Genomic DNA, 14,809 nt, shown 5'->3' with positions numbered 1-14,809 from the left:
TTTCCATCGCATCGAACGCCAGACTCCTGAGGAAGATGTCCTCACCGGGCTGCGCCTGGCCCGCGTCGAACAGCACATCGAGGCGCTCGCCCGGCGCGAGAAAGGCCTCCGTCACAGTTTCGGGCCGCTCGATCAGGCCGCCGTCGGTGCCGATGACGGTGAAATCCAGCGGCGTGCTGCCCTTGACGAAGGCAAGCCGGTAGATGCGTGCATTCGATCCATTGAGAAGCCGCAGGCGATAGGTGCGCGGGGTGACGGCCTGGACCGCATTGGGCGTCAGGTTGGCGAGCACGATGTCGCCGAGCCAGCCCATCATGGCTTCATGGGCACTCGGCTTGTACAACAGCTTGCCCTGCGCGTCGAACTGCTTGTCCTGGATGACCAGGGGCAGGTCGGTGACGCCGAGCTGCAGATCAAGTGCCTTGGCCAAGCGGCGCTGGTCGTCGTCGTCCACCAGGAAGAAGCTCGCCAGGCCATGGTAGGCCTGCTCGGCGGTCAGCTCGTGGGCATGCGTGTGGTACCAGTAGGTGCCGCCGCGGTTGCTGACCTTGAAGTCGTACTCGTAGCGCCCGCCGGGGCCGATGGTGCTGGCCGGGTGGCCGTCCATGGCGGCGGGCGTGTGCAGGCCGTGCCAGTGGATGATGGTCGGCTCGGCCAGCGCGTTGTCCAGGCTGGCCGTGAAGCGCGCGCCGCTCTCTATGCGCAAAATCGGATTCTGGTAGGCCTTGCCCGCCTGTTCGGTCTGGTACAGCAGGAACGGCGATTCGCGGCCGGGCAGCAGCGGGAAGCTCGCCGCAACGGTGCGGATTTTCAGCGGCCCGGCGACATCGAGCACCCCGAACGGCCCGCTGCCCACAGGGATGAACAGCTTTTGCTGGAAGTTCGCGGCGGCGACCGGATCGAAGGGATAGTGGCGAAACGGCCCGCCAGCCAGCGCGTTGGAACGAGGCGATCCGTAATACATCCAGGCGGCCCCACCGGCGGCGGCCACGGCCGCTACCCCACCAAACTCAAGCAATTGTCTTCTTTGTAACATAGGGTTCTCCTTAGCGCGCAGGCGTAGCCGGCATCAGGTCCATCATCATTTTCATCATGGTCTGCATCATCTCCATGCGCTTTTCCATCATCTGCTGGCGCGTTCCGATGTCGCCAGTCATACCCTGCATGCCTTTCATACCGCCCATGCCAGCGCCGGACATGCCGTCCATCATGGCCATGCCGTCCTGCATGGTTTTCAAGTGTTCGGTCATCAGCTTGCTGCGCTCTTGCGGGGTCTTGGCGTTCATCATCTTTTCGTGCAGGCCCTGCATGGTCTTTATCTGCGCATCCATCCTGGTCATCTGGTCCGGTGTGGCCATGCTGTTGGCAGACGCAGCGCCCATGGGCATCGGTGGAGCCGTGTTGCAGGCGGTCAATGCGAGGGCGGCGGCGAGGGACGCGGCAAGTGGAATGAATCGAAAATGGGTCATGACAGACTCCTGGTTAGCTGACGGATATGAAATGCTGGGTGCGGTGGGTAAACACAGACGCTGGTGTAATGCCCGAATCGGCCTTCTGTCCCTGAGCACAGAAGCAAACTGGACTGAGAAATGAACGCAAACCGCAGAGCGCGAGACTCCAGATCAAGCGTCAGAGGGGCGGCTAGAGTGCCAGTCGCGAGTAGCGGACCCGGATGGGCAGCCCAAGGATGGCGGGTTGCATGTCTTCCCTATGAGTAGCAACGACGGGCGAAACAGCGTTCCAGAGGACATGAACAAAGGGCGCCGGACCGGGATCAGGCTGTGCAACTGTCAACGACTGCTTTGGCAAAGAGCGTGAGCTATCGTCGCAGACCTTCAGGCACGGAGCCCTGGCGGTGTGCAAGCCATTGTCGCGATCAGCAACGGCGCTCGCATGACCAGACAATATGGCGGGAGAATATACAGCCTCGGAAGCTGTAGCGATGTAGGAATGCGTTTCGCGCGCTTCCAGCAGACACGCGTTGGCGACCCCTGAAGCCAAGACAAACAGCCACGCCAGCAACACCATAAATGCAGTGTTGCGCTTGGCGCGGGCGTTCGAAAAGAGTTTCATGCGGGTAGGAATCAGGGCTAGATCATGCTAACCGGTCAACGTGACCAAGTGTTGATATTCGTCAAAAAAACTGCCTCAAATCACAAATTCAGCCATCAAGCAATTTTCACCTGCACTGCTCGCCGTTGGGCGCCAGAACTGACAGTAACCTTCGCCAGGGACCATGCTAAGGTTCACGCATGCCCAAAACCATACGCTACACCCTGCTGTCGCTGCGCGATATAACGGTTTCTGCCGGCCCCTTCCTGCTGTTGGCCGTGACGCTGCTGGTGCTCGCCTACGGCTGGCTGGACCCAAACCCGCCCAAGCGGGTCACGCTGGCCACCGGCCCAGCGCAAAGCGCGTATGAAGCGTTTGGCAAGCGTTATGCAGAGGCGCTGAAAAAGGAAGGCATTGAGGTCGTGCTGCTGCCTTCCGAAGGATCGGCTGCCAACCTGCAGTTGCTGCGCGAAGGCAAGGCCGACCTGGGATTTGTGCAGGGCGGCAGCAGCGAGGCCGGCAGCAAGCAAAACGAAGAACTCGAGTCGCTGGGCAGCCTTTTCCTCGAACCCGTCTGGCTGTTTTACCGGGAAGAAGCAGCACGCCGGGTCAACCCCGAGGCAACGCTAACGGCCCTGCCGGAGCTCAAGGGACTGCGCGTCAACGTCGGCACGCCCGGCAGCGGCCTGCCCAGCCTGATGGACAAATTGCTGGAGAGCAACCGCATTGACAAAAGCACGCTGGTCCTCTCAGAGCTGGAGCAAACGCCGGCCACCGTGGCCTTTCTGGGCGGCGAGCTGGACGCCATCGTTTTCGCCTCGGCCCCCGAGTCGCTGATGGTGCAGATGCTGCTGCAAACCCCGGGCGTCAAGCTCATGGATTTTGCGCAGAGCGAAGCATATTCGCGGCGCTTTGCGTTTCTGAGCCCGGCCGTGCTGCCGCGCGGCGTGGTCGATCTGGCGGCCAACATTCCGCCGCAAGACGTGCGCCTGGTCGCCCCGACCACCACCCTGCTCACGCGCGCCGGCACGCACCCGGCGCTGCTGCAGCTGTTTGCCCTGGCGGGCAATGAAATTCACGGCAGCGCGGGCTGGTTCAAGCGGGCCCGCGAATACCCCAAGCTGGCCAACAACGAAGTGCCGATTTCAGCCGAGGCCGAACGGAGCATCAAGAATGACAAGCCTTTTTTGCAGCGCTACCTGCCTTTTTGGGTGGCCAATCTGGTGGAGCGCATGTGGCTGGTGATGGGCCTCATCATCGCCATCATGCTGCCGCTGTCGCGCATCGTGCCGCCGCTGTATGAGTTTCGGGTGCGCTCGCGCATTTTCAGGTGGTACGGCCAGCTCAGGGACATTGAAAACCGCATTGACAACGCGGGCAACCAGGAGGCACTGCTGGAAGATCTGAGCGATCTGGACCACCGCGCCGAAAAAATCAGCGTGCCGCTGTCCTATGCCAACGAACTGTATGCGCTGCGCAGCAACATCCAGCTGGTACAAAAGAAGCTGCAAAGGCGACAGATCCAGACGCCCCGGAACGAGCCGTAAGCGCTAGCGCAGGCGCAACTGATCCTGCGCCGATTCCCGCTCATGCGGCGCCGATGGTGCACGTCTTGATCCAACGCAATTTATCTCGCCTCCGGCGCGAAGGAACGCCGGACCGTCGTTGGATTTACCGTAGTTGTACGGTAAGCTGAAACTTTTAAAGTTGTTTTTTATGACAGCAACAACAAAGGCACCGGGTAGCGAGGCGGCGCCTTCAGCCCCGCCATGGCATGCCTTGCAGGCCGAGACGGTGCTGGTCCGGCTCGGTTGTGACCCCGCATCGGGATTGAGCGCCACAGAAGTCGAGTTACGGCAGACCCGGGACGGCAGCAACACCCTGCCCGAGCCGCCACGCCGCTCCGTGTTTTCCATCATCGCGCGTCAGTTCAAGAGCCCGCTGATCTACATCCTGTTTGTGGCGGCGCTGCTGGCGATGGCACTGTCGCACTATGGCGACGCGGTGGTGATCCTTCTGGTGGTGCTGGTCAACGCGCTGATAGGCGCATTCCAGGAGGGCCGCGCCGAGCGCTCGATGGCCTCGTTGCGCCAGCTGTCGGCGCTGCGTGTGCGTGTGCTGCGGGACGGCCATGAAACGTCGATTGAGGCACGCGACCTGGTGCCGGGCGATCTGCTGCTGCTGGCCGCAGGCGACGCCATTGGCGCCGATGCGCGCCTGATCGAGGAGGCCCAGCTGCAGGTCGCCGAGGCGGCACTGACCGGCGAGTCGGTGCCGGTGCGCAAGGCGGTACCGGCTTTGCCTGAGGCCACCGGACTGGCCGACCGCCACAACATGGTGTTCTCGGGTACCTACGCCACCGCCGGGCGCGGGCGGGCAGTGGTGGTGGCCATTGGCACCCGTACCGAAGTCGGCCGCATCGCGGGGCTGACCGAGACCGCGACCGAGCCAAAAACGCCGCTGGAGCAGCGCATCGAGCAGTTTGGCCGTTGGCTGGTGGTTGCGGCGCTGGTGCTGTTTGGCACGGTGGTCGCACTGGGGCTGTTTCGGGAATTGCCGCTGGTCGATGTCCTGATGGTGGCGATCAGCCAGATGGTGTCCATGGTGCCCGAGGGCCTGCCGGTGGCCATGACCATCGCGCTGGCTGTGGGCATGCAGCGCATGGCGGCGCGCGGTGCGATCATCCGCCGCCTGTCGGCCGTCGAAACGCTGGGGTCGACGACCGTGATCTGCACCGACAAGACCGGCACCCTGACGCGCAATGAAATGACCGTCAGCACGCTGTGGCTGCCGGTCGGCCTGGAGGTCGCCGTGAGTGGGATCGGCTACGCGCCGGAGGGAAAATTCAGCGCTGACGATACGGCACTTGCACCGCTGCTGCGCGCGGCCGCGCTGTGCAACGACGCGCAACTGCTGCCCCCCGAAAAAGCGCGCACCGAATGGTCCGTGCTGGGCGACCCGACAGAAGGCGCTCTGAAGGTGCTGGCAGCCAAGGCGGGTATCGACCTGGCGCAATTGTCGCGCGACGCGCCGCGCGAGGCCGAACTCCCCTTCGATTCCGACACCCGGATGATGGCCACGCGCCACTGCTTCGCCGATGCGCCGCGCCGCGTGTTCATCAAGGGCGCGCCCGAAGCGGTGCTGCACCTGTGTGCAGCCGACGGGACGGCCTTGGTCCACGCGGCGCGTGCGGCCGCTGAAGCCATGGCGGCGCGCGCGCTGCGTGTACTGGCCTTTGCAGTGGTGGAGGACGACCCGCTCGACCCCGGCGTCGGCTTCGACCCCCTGGCCGGCCGCGCCCACCTGCTCGGCCTGGTCGGCCAGATCGACCCGCCGCGCGAAGAGGTTAAAAGCGCCGTCACCGAATGCCGCGCGGCTGGCGTCCGGCCCATCATGGTGACGGGCGACCACAAGCTCACGGGGCTGGCGATCGCCCGTGAGCTTGGCATTGCGCGCGATGGCGACCGGGCCATCGACGGTGCCGAACTCGAGCGCATGAATGAGACCGACCTGCGCAGCGCACTTGATCACATCGCAGTTTTTGCGCGCGTTCACCCGGCGCAAAAGCTGCGCATTGTCGAAGCCCTGCAGGCGCGCGGCGAGGTGGTCGCGATGACCGGTGACGGCGTCAACGACGCACCGGCGCTGGCACGCGCCGATGTCGGTGTGGCGATGGGCATCACCGGTACCGAAGTCGCCAAAAGCGCAGCCAAGATCATCATCACCGATGACAACTTCGCCACCATCGTCGGTGCGGTCGAGCAGGGGCGCGTGGTTTACGGCAACCTGAAAAAGGTCATCCTCTACCTGTTCGCCACTTCGATGGCCGAGGTGCTGGTGCTGATGCTGGCCTTGCTGGGCGGATTTCCCCTGCCGCTGGTGGCGGTGCAGATCCTGTGGATCAACATCGTCACCGAGGGCACCGTCACCGTGAATCTGGTGATGGACCCGCCCGATGGCGAGGAGATGAAGCGCGCGCCGGTGCCACGAGACGACCGGCTCCTCGGGCGCGACACGCTGGCACGCGTGGCGCTGATGACGCCGCTGATTGCCGGCGTCACCTTCGGCTGGTTCATGTGGCGACTCGAGCAGAACGTGCCGATCGAGCTGGTGCGCACCGAAACCTTCACGGTGCTGGCGATGTGCGCGTGGTTCAACGTGCTGAACTGCCAGTCGGCCACCCGCTCGGCGCTAGCGCTGGGATTGCTGAAGAACCCCTGGCTGCTGGGCGGCTTGTCGCTGAGCATGCTGCTGCAGGCACTGGTGCTGTATGCACCGCCCATGAACACCCTGTTTCATACCGTGCCACTGGCGCCCGCCTCGCTGCTGCCACTGGCAGCGCTGGCCAGTTGCGTGCTGTGGGCTGAAGAGCTGCGCAAGCTCATCGTGCGCCTGGGCCGCAGGCGTGTGCGATGACACTCGGCCTGCTGGCGCTGCAATTTTTGCTGTGCGCGGTGCTGATCGCGGTTGCTGGCTATGTGCTCTGCCAAAGTGCCGACCGCATCGCCAAGGCGACCGGGTTGACCGGCGGCTGGATCGGTCTGGCGCTGCTGGCTACCGTGACCTCGCTGCCCGAGCTGGCCTCGGGCATTAGCGCGGTGACCGTGATTGATGCGCCCAATCTGGCGGTCGGCAATGCGCTGGGCGCCTGTGTGTTCAACCTCGTTTTCCTGGTGGTGATCGACGCACTGCAGCCCCATCAGCCGATCTACCGCCATGCCAGTGCGGCGCACCTGCTTTCGGCAGCTTTTGGCGTGGTGATGCTCGGCTTTGTCGCCATGAGCCTGCTGCTGCCCGCAGCAACACCGGCGATGCTGCATCTTGGGCTGTACAGCCCGGTGTTGCTGGCGCTTTACCTGCTGGCGCTGCGTAGCGTTTTTGCGCACGAGCAGGCACTGCGCTCGCAGCCTGATGCCGAAGCCGAGCCGGGGCCTGCGCCAGCCCTGGGGCGCCAGTGGAGCCGCTTCGGCGTGGCGGCTCTGATGGTGCTGGCGGCGGGAAGCTGGCTGCCGTCCATCGCCGACCAGCTGGCCCAGGCCATGGGCTGGAGCCGCAGCTTTGTCGGCACGCTGTTCATGGCACTGGTGACCACGCTGCCCGAAATAGCAGTGACGCTGTCGGCCCTGCGCCTGCGCGCACTCGACATGGCCATCGGCAACCTGCTTGGCAGCAATCTGTTCAACGTGACGATTCTGGCGATAGACGACATTTTTTACACCCGCGGCCCACTGCTTGCCGACGTCTCGCCCGTGCATGCGGGCACGGCGGTCGCGGCCGTGGTGATGAGTGGTCTGGTGATGATCGGTCTGGTGATGCGGCCGCAGGGTCGCGCGCTGCGCTTTCTAAGCTGGGTCAGCGTGGGGCTGCTGGCAACCTACCTGCTTAATGCGGCGCTGGTCTTCCTGCACGGCGGCGCCTGACCCGGGCACAAGCGTGAATGACAGGCTGAACACCATGACCTTCCTGCAAAGTCCGTTTTCCGAATTTGCACTTTTCCTGCTGATCTGCGCATTCGCCGGCGCGCTGTTCGTGCGGCTGCGCCAGCCGGTGCTGATCGCCTACATCGTGGTCGGCATCGCGCTGGGACCGACGGGCTTTGGACTTGTTGCGGCGCATGACCAGATAGACCTGCTGGCGCAAATCGGCGTCACGGTATTGCTGTTTGTGGTCGGGCTCAAGCTCGACCTGAACCACCTGCGCCGCATTGGGACGGTGGCGCTGGCCACGGGCCTGGGGCAGCTGGGATTCACGGTCGCGTTCGGCTTCGCACTGATTTTGCTGCTGGGCAAGGCCCCCATGGAGGCGCTGTACGTTGCGGTTGCGCTGACATTTTCCAGCACGATCATCATCGTCAAGCTGCTGAGCGACAAGCGCGAGATCGACAGTCTGCATGGCCGCATCGCAGTCGGCTTCCTGATCGTGCAGGACGTGGCGGTCGTCATCGCCATGATGGCGATGAGCGCCTTTCGTGGTTCGGGCGGTCCCGATGGCCAGGCAGCGCTGGGCGATGTCGTACTGTCGATCGCCTGGCGCCTTGGCGCCGTAGCCGCGCTGATGTATGTGCTGATGCGCTGGCCGCTGCCGAAGGTGGTCGCAGCGATGGCGCGCTCGCAGGAGTTGCTGCTGGTGTTCGCGGTCGCCTGGGGCGTGGCGCTCGCAGCGCTTGGCCAATGGGCCGGCTTCAGCAAGGAGGCAGGCGCGTTCCTGGCCGGCTTCTCGCTGGCCTCGACGCCCTACCGCGAGGCGATGAATGCGCGGCTCACGGGCCTGCGCGACTTCCTGCTGCTGTTTTTCTTCATCGACCTCGGCGCCAAGCTCGACTTTTCGACACTGGGCGCCGAGATCGCGCCAGCAATCTTGCTGTCGCTGTTCGTGCTGATCGGCAACCCGCTGATTGTGATGGCCATCATGGGCTACATGGGCTACCGCAAGCGCACCGGCTTTCTGGCCGGGCTGACGGTCGCGCAAATCAGCGAGTTCTCCATCGTCTTTGTCGCGATGGGAATATCGCTCGGCCACATTGGCGTGGAGACACTGGGTCTGACAACGCTGGTGGGACTGGTGACGATCACCGTATCGACCTACATGATCCTGTACTCACAGCCGCTGTATGCGCGTCTCGCGCCGTGGCTCACGGTGTTCGAGCGGCAGCGGCCGTTTCGCGAGCTGGCGGTCGAGCGCCAGCGCCGCAGTGGTGAACAAGTCGAGGCCATCGTGTTCGGCCTGGGCCGCTACGGCAGCCGCCTGCTCGCGCAACTGCGCGCAGCCGGTGTCGAGGCGATTGGCGTCGACTTTGATCCCGAAGCGGTGCGCGAGCTGCGTCGCCAGCGGCTGCCAGTGCACTTCGGCGACGGCGAAGACCCCGACTTCGTCGGGTCGCTACCGCTGACACAAGCGCGCTGGGTGATCACGACTTTCCCGCAGTGGGAATCCAACCGGGCGCTGCTGCACGCGCTGCAGGCTGCACAATTCAACGGATGCATCGTCGGCGCGGTGCGGGACGTGGCGCACGGCCGGGCCCTGGAGGCCGCAGGCGTGAAGTACATCCTGAACCCCTTCGACGACGCCGCTGACCATGCCGCGCAACGCCTGGCAACGCAAATCCATTCAAAAGAGGACCTCTCATGACCCCACTGCGCTCCATTTTGGCGGTTACCGACTTCTCAATGCCGGCACGCCACGCTGCGGACCGGGCCGCGCGTCTGGCCCATGAAACTGGCGCACCGCTCACGCTGATGCACGCGGTCTGCGGCCGCACGCTGGACGCGCTGCGGCAGTGGCTGGGCGCCAGCCACACCGCCGAGAAGCAGTTGCTCAAGGACGCCGCAGAGCGGCTACAGACGCTGGCCGACGAGCTTGCCACCGCACGTCGCGTGGCGATGCAGACGCAGCTGACCACCGGCGCCGTGCTTGACCAGATCAGCCACCAGGCCGGTGCCGTGAACGCCGATCTGGTGGTGCTCGGTGCCCGCGGTGCCGGCTTCCTGCGCCGGCTGGCGCTTGGCACCACGTCCGAGCGGCTGCTGCGGCGCTCGACGCGGCCGCTGCTGGTTGTCAAACAGACGCCGCACGAACCCTACCGCCGCGTACTGGTGGCGGTGGACTTCTCACCCTGGTCGGCGCACGCGATTGAGACCGCCAGGCGCGTGGCGCCGCACGCGAGGCTGCTGCTGCTCACCGCGTTCGAGGTGCCGTTTGAAGGGAAATTGCAGTTCGCTGGCGTGGACACCCTGACGATTGAGCACTACCGCCGCCAGGCCCACGCCAGCGCGAGGCAGCAACTCGACACGCTTGCCCACCAGGCCGGCCTCAAACCAGGCCACTGGGATGCCTGCGTCATCGAAGGCGAGGCCTGGCAGCGCATCGTCGAACAGGAACAGGCGCATGACTGCGACCTCGTGGTGCTTGGCAAGCACGGCCAGTCCGCCGCCGAAGAGCTGTTTCTGGGCAGCGTGACCAAATCCGTACTCGCCGAGGGCAGCAGCGACGTGCTCGTTTCGATGGCGCGCGCGGCATGACGCCGCGGTTTGGCGCCCTCTCTCGCACGCTCGCGTGCCTGGCGCTCGCAGCGCTGGTGCATGCACTCGCACCGCCGCCCGACGCGCTGCGTACCGGCCTGGCGCTGTTCGTGCTGATTGGCGGCCTGTGGATGACGCAGGCGCTGCACCTGAGCATCACCGCGCTGCTCGTGCCGCTGCTCGCGGTGCTGTCAGGCCTGATGGGCGTGCGCGAGGCGCTGGCGTCGTTTGCGCACCCCATCATTTTTTTGTTCCTTGGCGGCTTTGCGCTTGCGGCAGCGCTGCAGCGCCATGGGCTGGACCGCGCATTGGCACTGGCGGTAATGCGCCTGGCCGGCGGACAGCGCGTTCGAGCCGTCCTGCTGCTGTTTGGATTGACCGCGCTGCTGTCCATGTGGATCAGCAACACCGCCAGCGCCGCGATGATGCTGCCGCTTGCACTCGGGCTGCTGCGCGACGATGCAGCGAGCGATACGACAATCGGCACGCGCGAAAAGGCCTTCGTGCTGCTCGGTCTGGCCTACAGCGCCAGCATAGGCGGGATGGGCACCCTGGTCGGCAGCCCGCCGAACGCCATCGCCGCCGCCCAGGCCGGCATTGGCTTTGCGCAGTGGCTGCTGATCGGGCTGCCGCTGGTGGCCCTGCTGCTGCCGCTGATGATCGGCGTGCTGTACCTTGTGCTGCGGCCACGGTTCCACGGGCGTATCGCGATGACGCACGAGGCGATGGTGTGGACGCGCGAGCGGCGCACGACGATGGTGGTGTTCACGCTCACTGCGGCCGCCTGGGTGGCCAGCGCGCCGATCGGGCGAATGCTCGGCATCGGCGCGGAAGTCGACAGCGTGATTGCGCTGGCAGCCATCATTGCCCTTGTGGCCAGCGGTACGCTGGGCTGGCCGGAACTTGAACAACGCACGCAATGGGGCGTGCTGCTGCTGTTCGGTGGCGGGCTGGCACTGAGCCAGGTCATGGGCGCGAGCGGGGCGAGCCGCTTCCTTGCAGAGCAACTACTGGCACTGCTGCAGGGTGCGCCCGTACCACTGCTGCTGCTGGGCATGGTGGCCTTCGTCGTCTTTCTGACGGAGCTGGTCAGCAATACCGCGAGTGCCGCCTTGCTGATACCCATCTTCCTGGGCGTCGCAAGCGCGCTCGGATTGCCGCCGCAACTGCTCGCCGCCGCCATCGCGGTGGCGGCCTCATGCGCATTCATGCTGCCGGTGGCGACACCGCCGAACGCCATCGTCTTCGCCACCGGACAAGTTTCGCAGGCCACCATGATGCGCTGCGGCCTGGCCCTCAATCTGGTGTCGATTGCGGTGATCACCACACTGGCAACGTGGACGTGGCGATGAACTTGGCTCACGAACCATGAACCGGTGCAAAACAGGGCCGGTTCATGGAAAGGCCGCAGGCCGTGGCGATCCATGGCTGCGGCCCAAAGGCGCATGGCTTGCCGCGCAAGCCTTATTTCTCTCTCCCTACGGTTTCAGCCCCAGCGCCTTCCAGCCTTCGTGACCCAGCTTTTCGAGCGTTTTGATGTTCTCTTCAAAGATGGCTTCAGCTTCCGGAAAAGCCTCGACCGCACGATCAATACTTTCCTCGCGCAGCAAATGCAGTATGGCGAACGGTGCGCGGTTGGTGTAGTTGCCGATGTCATCCGGCTCGGTGCCGTCAAACTGGAACTTCGGGTGAAAGCTGGCCAGTTGCACCACGCCTTCGAGCCCGTGCTCGTCCACCACGCCTTCGGCAATTTCCAGGAAATCGTTGAAGTCGAGGAAATCATCGAACAGCGTGGGATGAATCAGCAGCGTGGTGTCGATCTCTTCAGCCGGCGTTGCCACCAGCAGGTCGAGTTCACGGTCGAGCTCGTCCAGCAAATCGTCGGCATGCCGGGCGTGGCTGACCACCAGGCGCACCTGATTTTTCACGTAAACGGCTTTGGCAAACGGGCACAGGTTCAGCCCGATCACGGCTTTTTCAAGCCAGTGCCGGGTCTGGTCCAGAACGTCTTGATCAGTCATGGCGCGCCTATTCGGGATTAATGCAGGGCCTTGAAGCGCATGCGCTTGGGCTTGGCGCCCTCTTCGCCCAGTCGCTTCTTCTTGTCGGCTTCGTATTCCTGGTAGTTGCCGTCAAAGAAAGTCCACTGGCTGTCGCCCTCGGCGGCCAGGATGTGCGTGGCGATACGGTCCAGGAACCAGCGGTCATGGCTGATGACCATCACCGATCCGGCGAATTCGAGCAGCGCGTCTTCGAGCGCGCGCAGGGTTTCCACGTCCAGGTCGTTTGACGGCTCATCGAGCATCAGCACATTGCCGCCGGCAATCAGCGTTTTGGCCAGGTGCAAGCGCCCGCGCTCGCCACCTGACAGCGTGCCGACACGCTTTTGCTGGTCGCCGCCGTTGAAGTTGAAGCGGCCGGCGTAAGCACGGCTGGGCATCTGGAACTTGCCGACGTTGAGGATGTCCAGGCCGCCGGAGATGTCTTCCCAGACCGTTTTTTCATTCGCCAGGTCGTCCCGGTTCTGGTCCACAAACGCCATTCTGACGGTCGAGCCAATCACCACTTCGCCAGTGTCGGGCTGCTCTTTGCCGGCAATCAACTTGAACAGCGTCGATTTACCGGCGCCGTTGGGGCCGATGATGCCGACGATGGCGCCCGCAGGAATGGTGAAGCTCAGGTTGTCAATCAGCACGCGGTCGCCAAACGATTTGCTGACGTTGTGGAACTCGATGACCTGGTGACCCAGGCGCTCGGCCACGGGAATGAAAATCTCGTTGGTTTCAACGCGTTTCTGGTATTCAAAATCGGACAGTTCCTCAAACCGTGCCAGACGCGATTTGCTCTTGGCCTGGCGCGCCTTGGGGTTCTGGCGCGACCATTCCAGTTCTTTCTTCAGCGCTTTGGCGCGGGCTTCTTCGCCCTTTTGCTCCAGCGCCAGACGGTCACCCTTCTGGCTCAGCCAGGAGCTGTAGTTGCCCTTCCAGGGAATACCCTGGCCACGGTCAAGTTCCAGAATCCATTCAGCCGCGTTGTCCAGGAAATAGCGATCGTGGGTGATGGCCACGACGGTGCCGGAGTAACGCTGCAAGAACTGCTCCAGCCAGTCCACCGACTCGGCGTCCAGGTGGTTGGTGGGCTCGTCCAGCAGCAGCATGTCCGGCTTGGACAGCAGCATGCGGCACAGCGCCACACGGCGCTTTTCGCCGCCCGACAGCACGCCGATCTTGGCGTCCCAGGGCGGCAGGCGCAGCGCGTCGGCAGCGATTTCGAGCTGATGCTCGGAGTCGGTGCCGGCCGTGGCCAGTATGGCTTCCAGCCTGGCCTGCTCGGCAGCCAGCGCATCAAAGTCGGCATCCGGCTCGCCGTAGGCGACATACACCGCTTCGAGCTGGCCCTTGGCGGCAAATACGGCGCCCATGCCGTCTTCAACGCTTTCGCGCACCGTGTGCTCGTCATTGAGCTTGGGTTCCTGCGGCAGGTAGCCGATGTTCAGGCCCGGCATCGGGGTGGCTTCGCCTTCAATTTCCTTGTCAAGGCCGGCCATGATCTTGAGCAGCGTGGACTTGCCCGAGCCGTTGACGCCCAGCATGCCGATCTTGGCACCGGGGAAAAAACTGAGTGAAACGTCTTTAAGAATGTGACGCTTGGGCGGCACAATTTTGCCGACCTTGTTCATGGTGAATACGTACTGAGCCATCAGGATCACTTTGCTAAAAAAATAGGAAACAACGCAAAAGAAACGGGCTGCAGGCCGCCTGTACACAGGGGTTTTACGGGCTCTTTGCAGGGTCTTTTGCAGACGAAAACAACATCCAATACCTTGGGGGCCGATGCCTCAAATCAAGGCTCGTTCATGGTGTGAATACCTTGATTATCGTTCCGTGCAACAATACCGGGGTTGGTGGCTCCAGTTGCCCTCAACATTTGGGCACATCCCGGGTATTGCTTTCGGTAATTTCTCACGATGTTTTTAGCCTGAGTTTCTGATCCCATCTGCCTTTGACTGGCGGGTTGCTTTCAAACAAAGCACCCAACAGGCCGATCTAAAGCGCGCCCCCTGGGTGCAACACCATGACATTTGAAGAATTGAATCTGGCCCCGGCCATTCTTAAAGCCGTGCTTGAGCAAGGCTATGACACCCCTACGCCCATCCAGGCGCAGGCTATTCCCGCCGTGCTCGCAGGCAGCGACCTGCTGGGCGGCGCGCAGACCGGCACCGGCAAGACGGCCGCCTTTACCTTGCCGCTGCTGCAGCGCCTGAGTACCGAGCCGCGGCTGACCAACCGACGCGGCGTCAATGCCGTGCGCGCCCTCATCATGACGCCGACCCGCGAGCTCGCCGCCCAGGTTGAAGAAAGCGTACGCACCTACGGCAAATACCTGGACCTCACCTCGATGGTGATGTTTGGCGGTGTCGGCATGGGCGCGCAAATCGAAAAACTGCGCCGCGGCGTGGATATTCTGGTGGCCACCCCCGGCCGCCTGCTCGACCATGCGGGCCAGGGCACGCTGGACCTGAGCCAGGTGCAGATCCTGATCCTGGACGAAGCCGACCGCATGCTGGACATGGGTTTCATCCACGACATCAAGAAAGTGCTGGCCCTGGTGCCCAAGCAAAAGCAGACGCTGCTGTTCAGCGCCACCTTCAGCGATGAAATCCGCGAACTGACCAACGGCCTGCTGCGCAACCCGGTGTCGATCCAGGTGACGCCGCGCAACACCACGGTGCAGCGCAT

Annotated in this window: 12 protein-coding genes; 7 read left to right on the top strand and 5 right to left on the bottom strand. The window is 63.8% G+C overall.

Annotated features, from left to right (window positions below):
• From Q8K05_RS09930 to Q8K05_RS09920, 3 genes are all read right to left on the bottom strand, one after another.
• Nucleotides 1–1,036 (bottom strand): multicopper oxidase family protein (locus tag Q8K05_RS09930; protein WP_305246463.1); only part of this gene is annotated, 1,036 nt, incomplete at its 3' end.
• A gap of 10 nt (nt 1,037–1,046) precedes the next feature.
• Nucleotides 1,047–1,469 (bottom strand): hypothetical protein, encoded by a 423-nt coding sequence (locus Q8K05_RS09925; protein WP_059757857.1) that lies wholly within the window; start codon nt 1,467–1,469, stop codon nt 1,047–1,049.
• A 172-nt stretch (nt 1,470–1,641) separates the two neighbouring features.
• Nucleotides 1,642–2,073: a hypothetical protein gene (locus Q8K05_RS09920; RefSeq protein WP_059757854.1), complete on the bottom strand. Its 432-nt coding sequence runs from the start codon at nt 2,071–2,073 to the stop codon at nt 1,642–1,644.
• A 179-nt stretch (nt 2,074–2,252) separates the two neighbouring features.
• On the opposite strand from Q8K05_RS09920, the gene Q8K05_RS09915 reads away from it, so the two are divergent.
• The 6 genes from Q8K05_RS09915 to Q8K05_RS09890 all read left to right on the top strand — a co-directional run bounded on the left by Q8K05_RS09915 (nt 2,253) and on the right by Q8K05_RS09890 (nt 11,422).
• Nucleotides 2,253–3,599, top strand: a complete 1,347-nt coding sequence (locus Q8K05_RS09915) for a TAXI family TRAP transporter solute-binding subunit (RefSeq protein ID WP_059757851.1) — start codon at nt 2,253–2,255, stop codon at nt 3,597–3,599.
• 169 nt (nt 3,600–3,768) lie between these two features.
• Nucleotides 3,769–6,468, top strand: a complete 2,700-nt coding sequence (locus Q8K05_RS09910; protein WP_059757848.1) for an HAD-IC family P-type ATPase — start codon at nt 3,769–3,771, stop codon at nt 6,466–6,468.
• Entirely contained in the window at nt 6,465–7,472 is a 1,008-nt protein-coding gene (locus Q8K05_RS09905; protein WP_059757845.1) for a sodium:calcium antiporter, read from the top strand. The genes Q8K05_RS09910 and Q8K05_RS09905 overlap by 4 nt, the downstream gene beginning before the upstream one ends.
• 34 nt (nt 7,473–7,506) lie before the next feature.
• The gene (locus tag Q8K05_RS09900; protein WP_305246462.1) at nt 7,507–9,180 is read left to right on the top strand and encodes a cation:proton antiporter; all 1,674 of its coding nucleotides are present in this window, start codon (nt 7,507–7,509) and stop codon (nt 9,178–9,180) included.
• Nucleotides 9,177–10,070: a universal stress protein gene (locus Q8K05_RS09895; RefSeq protein WP_305246461.1), complete on the top strand. Its 894-nt coding sequence runs from the start codon at nt 9,177–9,179 to the stop codon at nt 10,068–10,070. The genes Q8K05_RS09900 and Q8K05_RS09895 overlap by 4 nt, the downstream gene beginning before the upstream one ends.
• On the top strand, nt 10,067–11,422 hold the full coding sequence (locus Q8K05_RS09890; RefSeq protein WP_305246460.1) for a DASS family sodium-coupled anion symporter: 1,356 nt from the start codon (nt 10,067–10,069) through the stop codon (nt 11,420–11,422). The genes Q8K05_RS09895 and Q8K05_RS09890 overlap by 4 nt, the downstream gene beginning before the upstream one ends.
• Before the next feature lie 126 nt (nt 11,423–11,548).
• On the opposite strand, the gene Q8K05_RS09885 is transcribed toward Q8K05_RS09890, so the two are convergent.
• Entirely contained in the window at nt 11,549–12,091 is a 543-nt protein-coding gene (locus tag Q8K05_RS09885) for a DUF1415 domain-containing protein (protein ID WP_305246459.1), read from the bottom strand.
• A 17-nt stretch (nt 12,092–12,108) separates the two neighbouring features.
• On the bottom strand, nt 12,109–13,770 hold the full coding sequence (ettA, locus tag Q8K05_RS09880; RefSeq protein WP_305246458.1) for an energy-dependent translational throttle protein EttA: 1,662 nt from the start codon (nt 13,768–13,770) through the stop codon (nt 12,109–12,111).
• Nucleotides 13,771–14,144: 374 nt separating this feature from the next.
• On the opposite strand from ettA, the gene Q8K05_RS09875 reads away from it, so the two are divergent.
• Nucleotides 14,145–14,809: DEAD/DEAH box helicase (locus Q8K05_RS09875; protein ID WP_305246457.1), on the top strand; the 665-nt coding region annotated here is incomplete at its 3' end.

This window comes from Polaromonas sp., assembly GCF_030682935.1.
In the GTDB taxonomy this organism is placed as follows: Bacteria; Pseudomonadota; Gammaproteobacteria; order Burkholderiales; family Burkholderiaceae_C; genus Polaromonas.
This window is presented reverse-complemented; position numbering and strand designations above follow the sequence as displayed.

Excerpts from the sequence above, each read along its gene's own strand:
- Q8K05_RS09885 (WP_305246459.1), bottom strand. The coding sequence starts at position 12,091 with ATGACTGATCAAGACGTTCTGGACCAGACCCGGCACTGGCTTGAAAAA.
- Q8K05_RS09900 (WP_305246462.1), top strand. The coding sequence starts at position 7,507 with ATGACCTTCCTGCAAAGTCCGTTTTCCGAATTTGCACTTTTCCTGCTG.
- Q8K05_RS09905 (WP_059757845.1), top strand. The coding sequence starts at position 6,465 with ATGACACTCGGCCTGCTGGCGCTGCAATTTTTGCTGTGCGCGGTGCTG.
- Q8K05_RS09910 (WP_059757848.1), top strand. The coding sequence starts at position 3,769 with ATGACAGCAACAACAAAGGCACCGGGTAGCGAGGCGGCGCCTTCAGCC.
- Q8K05_RS09895 (WP_305246461.1), top strand. The coding sequence starts at position 9,177 with ATGACCCCACTGCGCTCCATTTTGGCGGTTACCGACTTCTCAATGCCG.
- ettA (WP_305246458.1), bottom strand. The coding sequence starts at position 13,770 with ATGGCTCAGTACGTATTCACCATGAACAAGGTCGGCAAAATTGTGCCG.
- Q8K05_RS09920 (WP_059757854.1), bottom strand. The coding sequence starts at position 2,073 with ATGAAACTCTTTTCGAACGCCCGCGCCAAGCGCAACACTGCATTTATG.
- Q8K05_RS09925 (WP_059757857.1), bottom strand. The coding sequence starts at position 1,469 with ATGACCCATTTTCGATTCATTCCACTTGCCGCGTCCCTCGCCGCCGCC.
- Q8K05_RS09890 (WP_305246460.1), top strand. The coding sequence starts at position 10,067 with ATGACGCCGCGGTTTGGCGCCCTCTCTCGCACGCTCGCGTGCCTGGCG.
- Q8K05_RS09915 (WP_059757851.1), top strand. The coding sequence starts at position 2,253 with ATGCCCAAAACCATACGCTACACCCTGCTGTCGCTGCGCGATATAACG.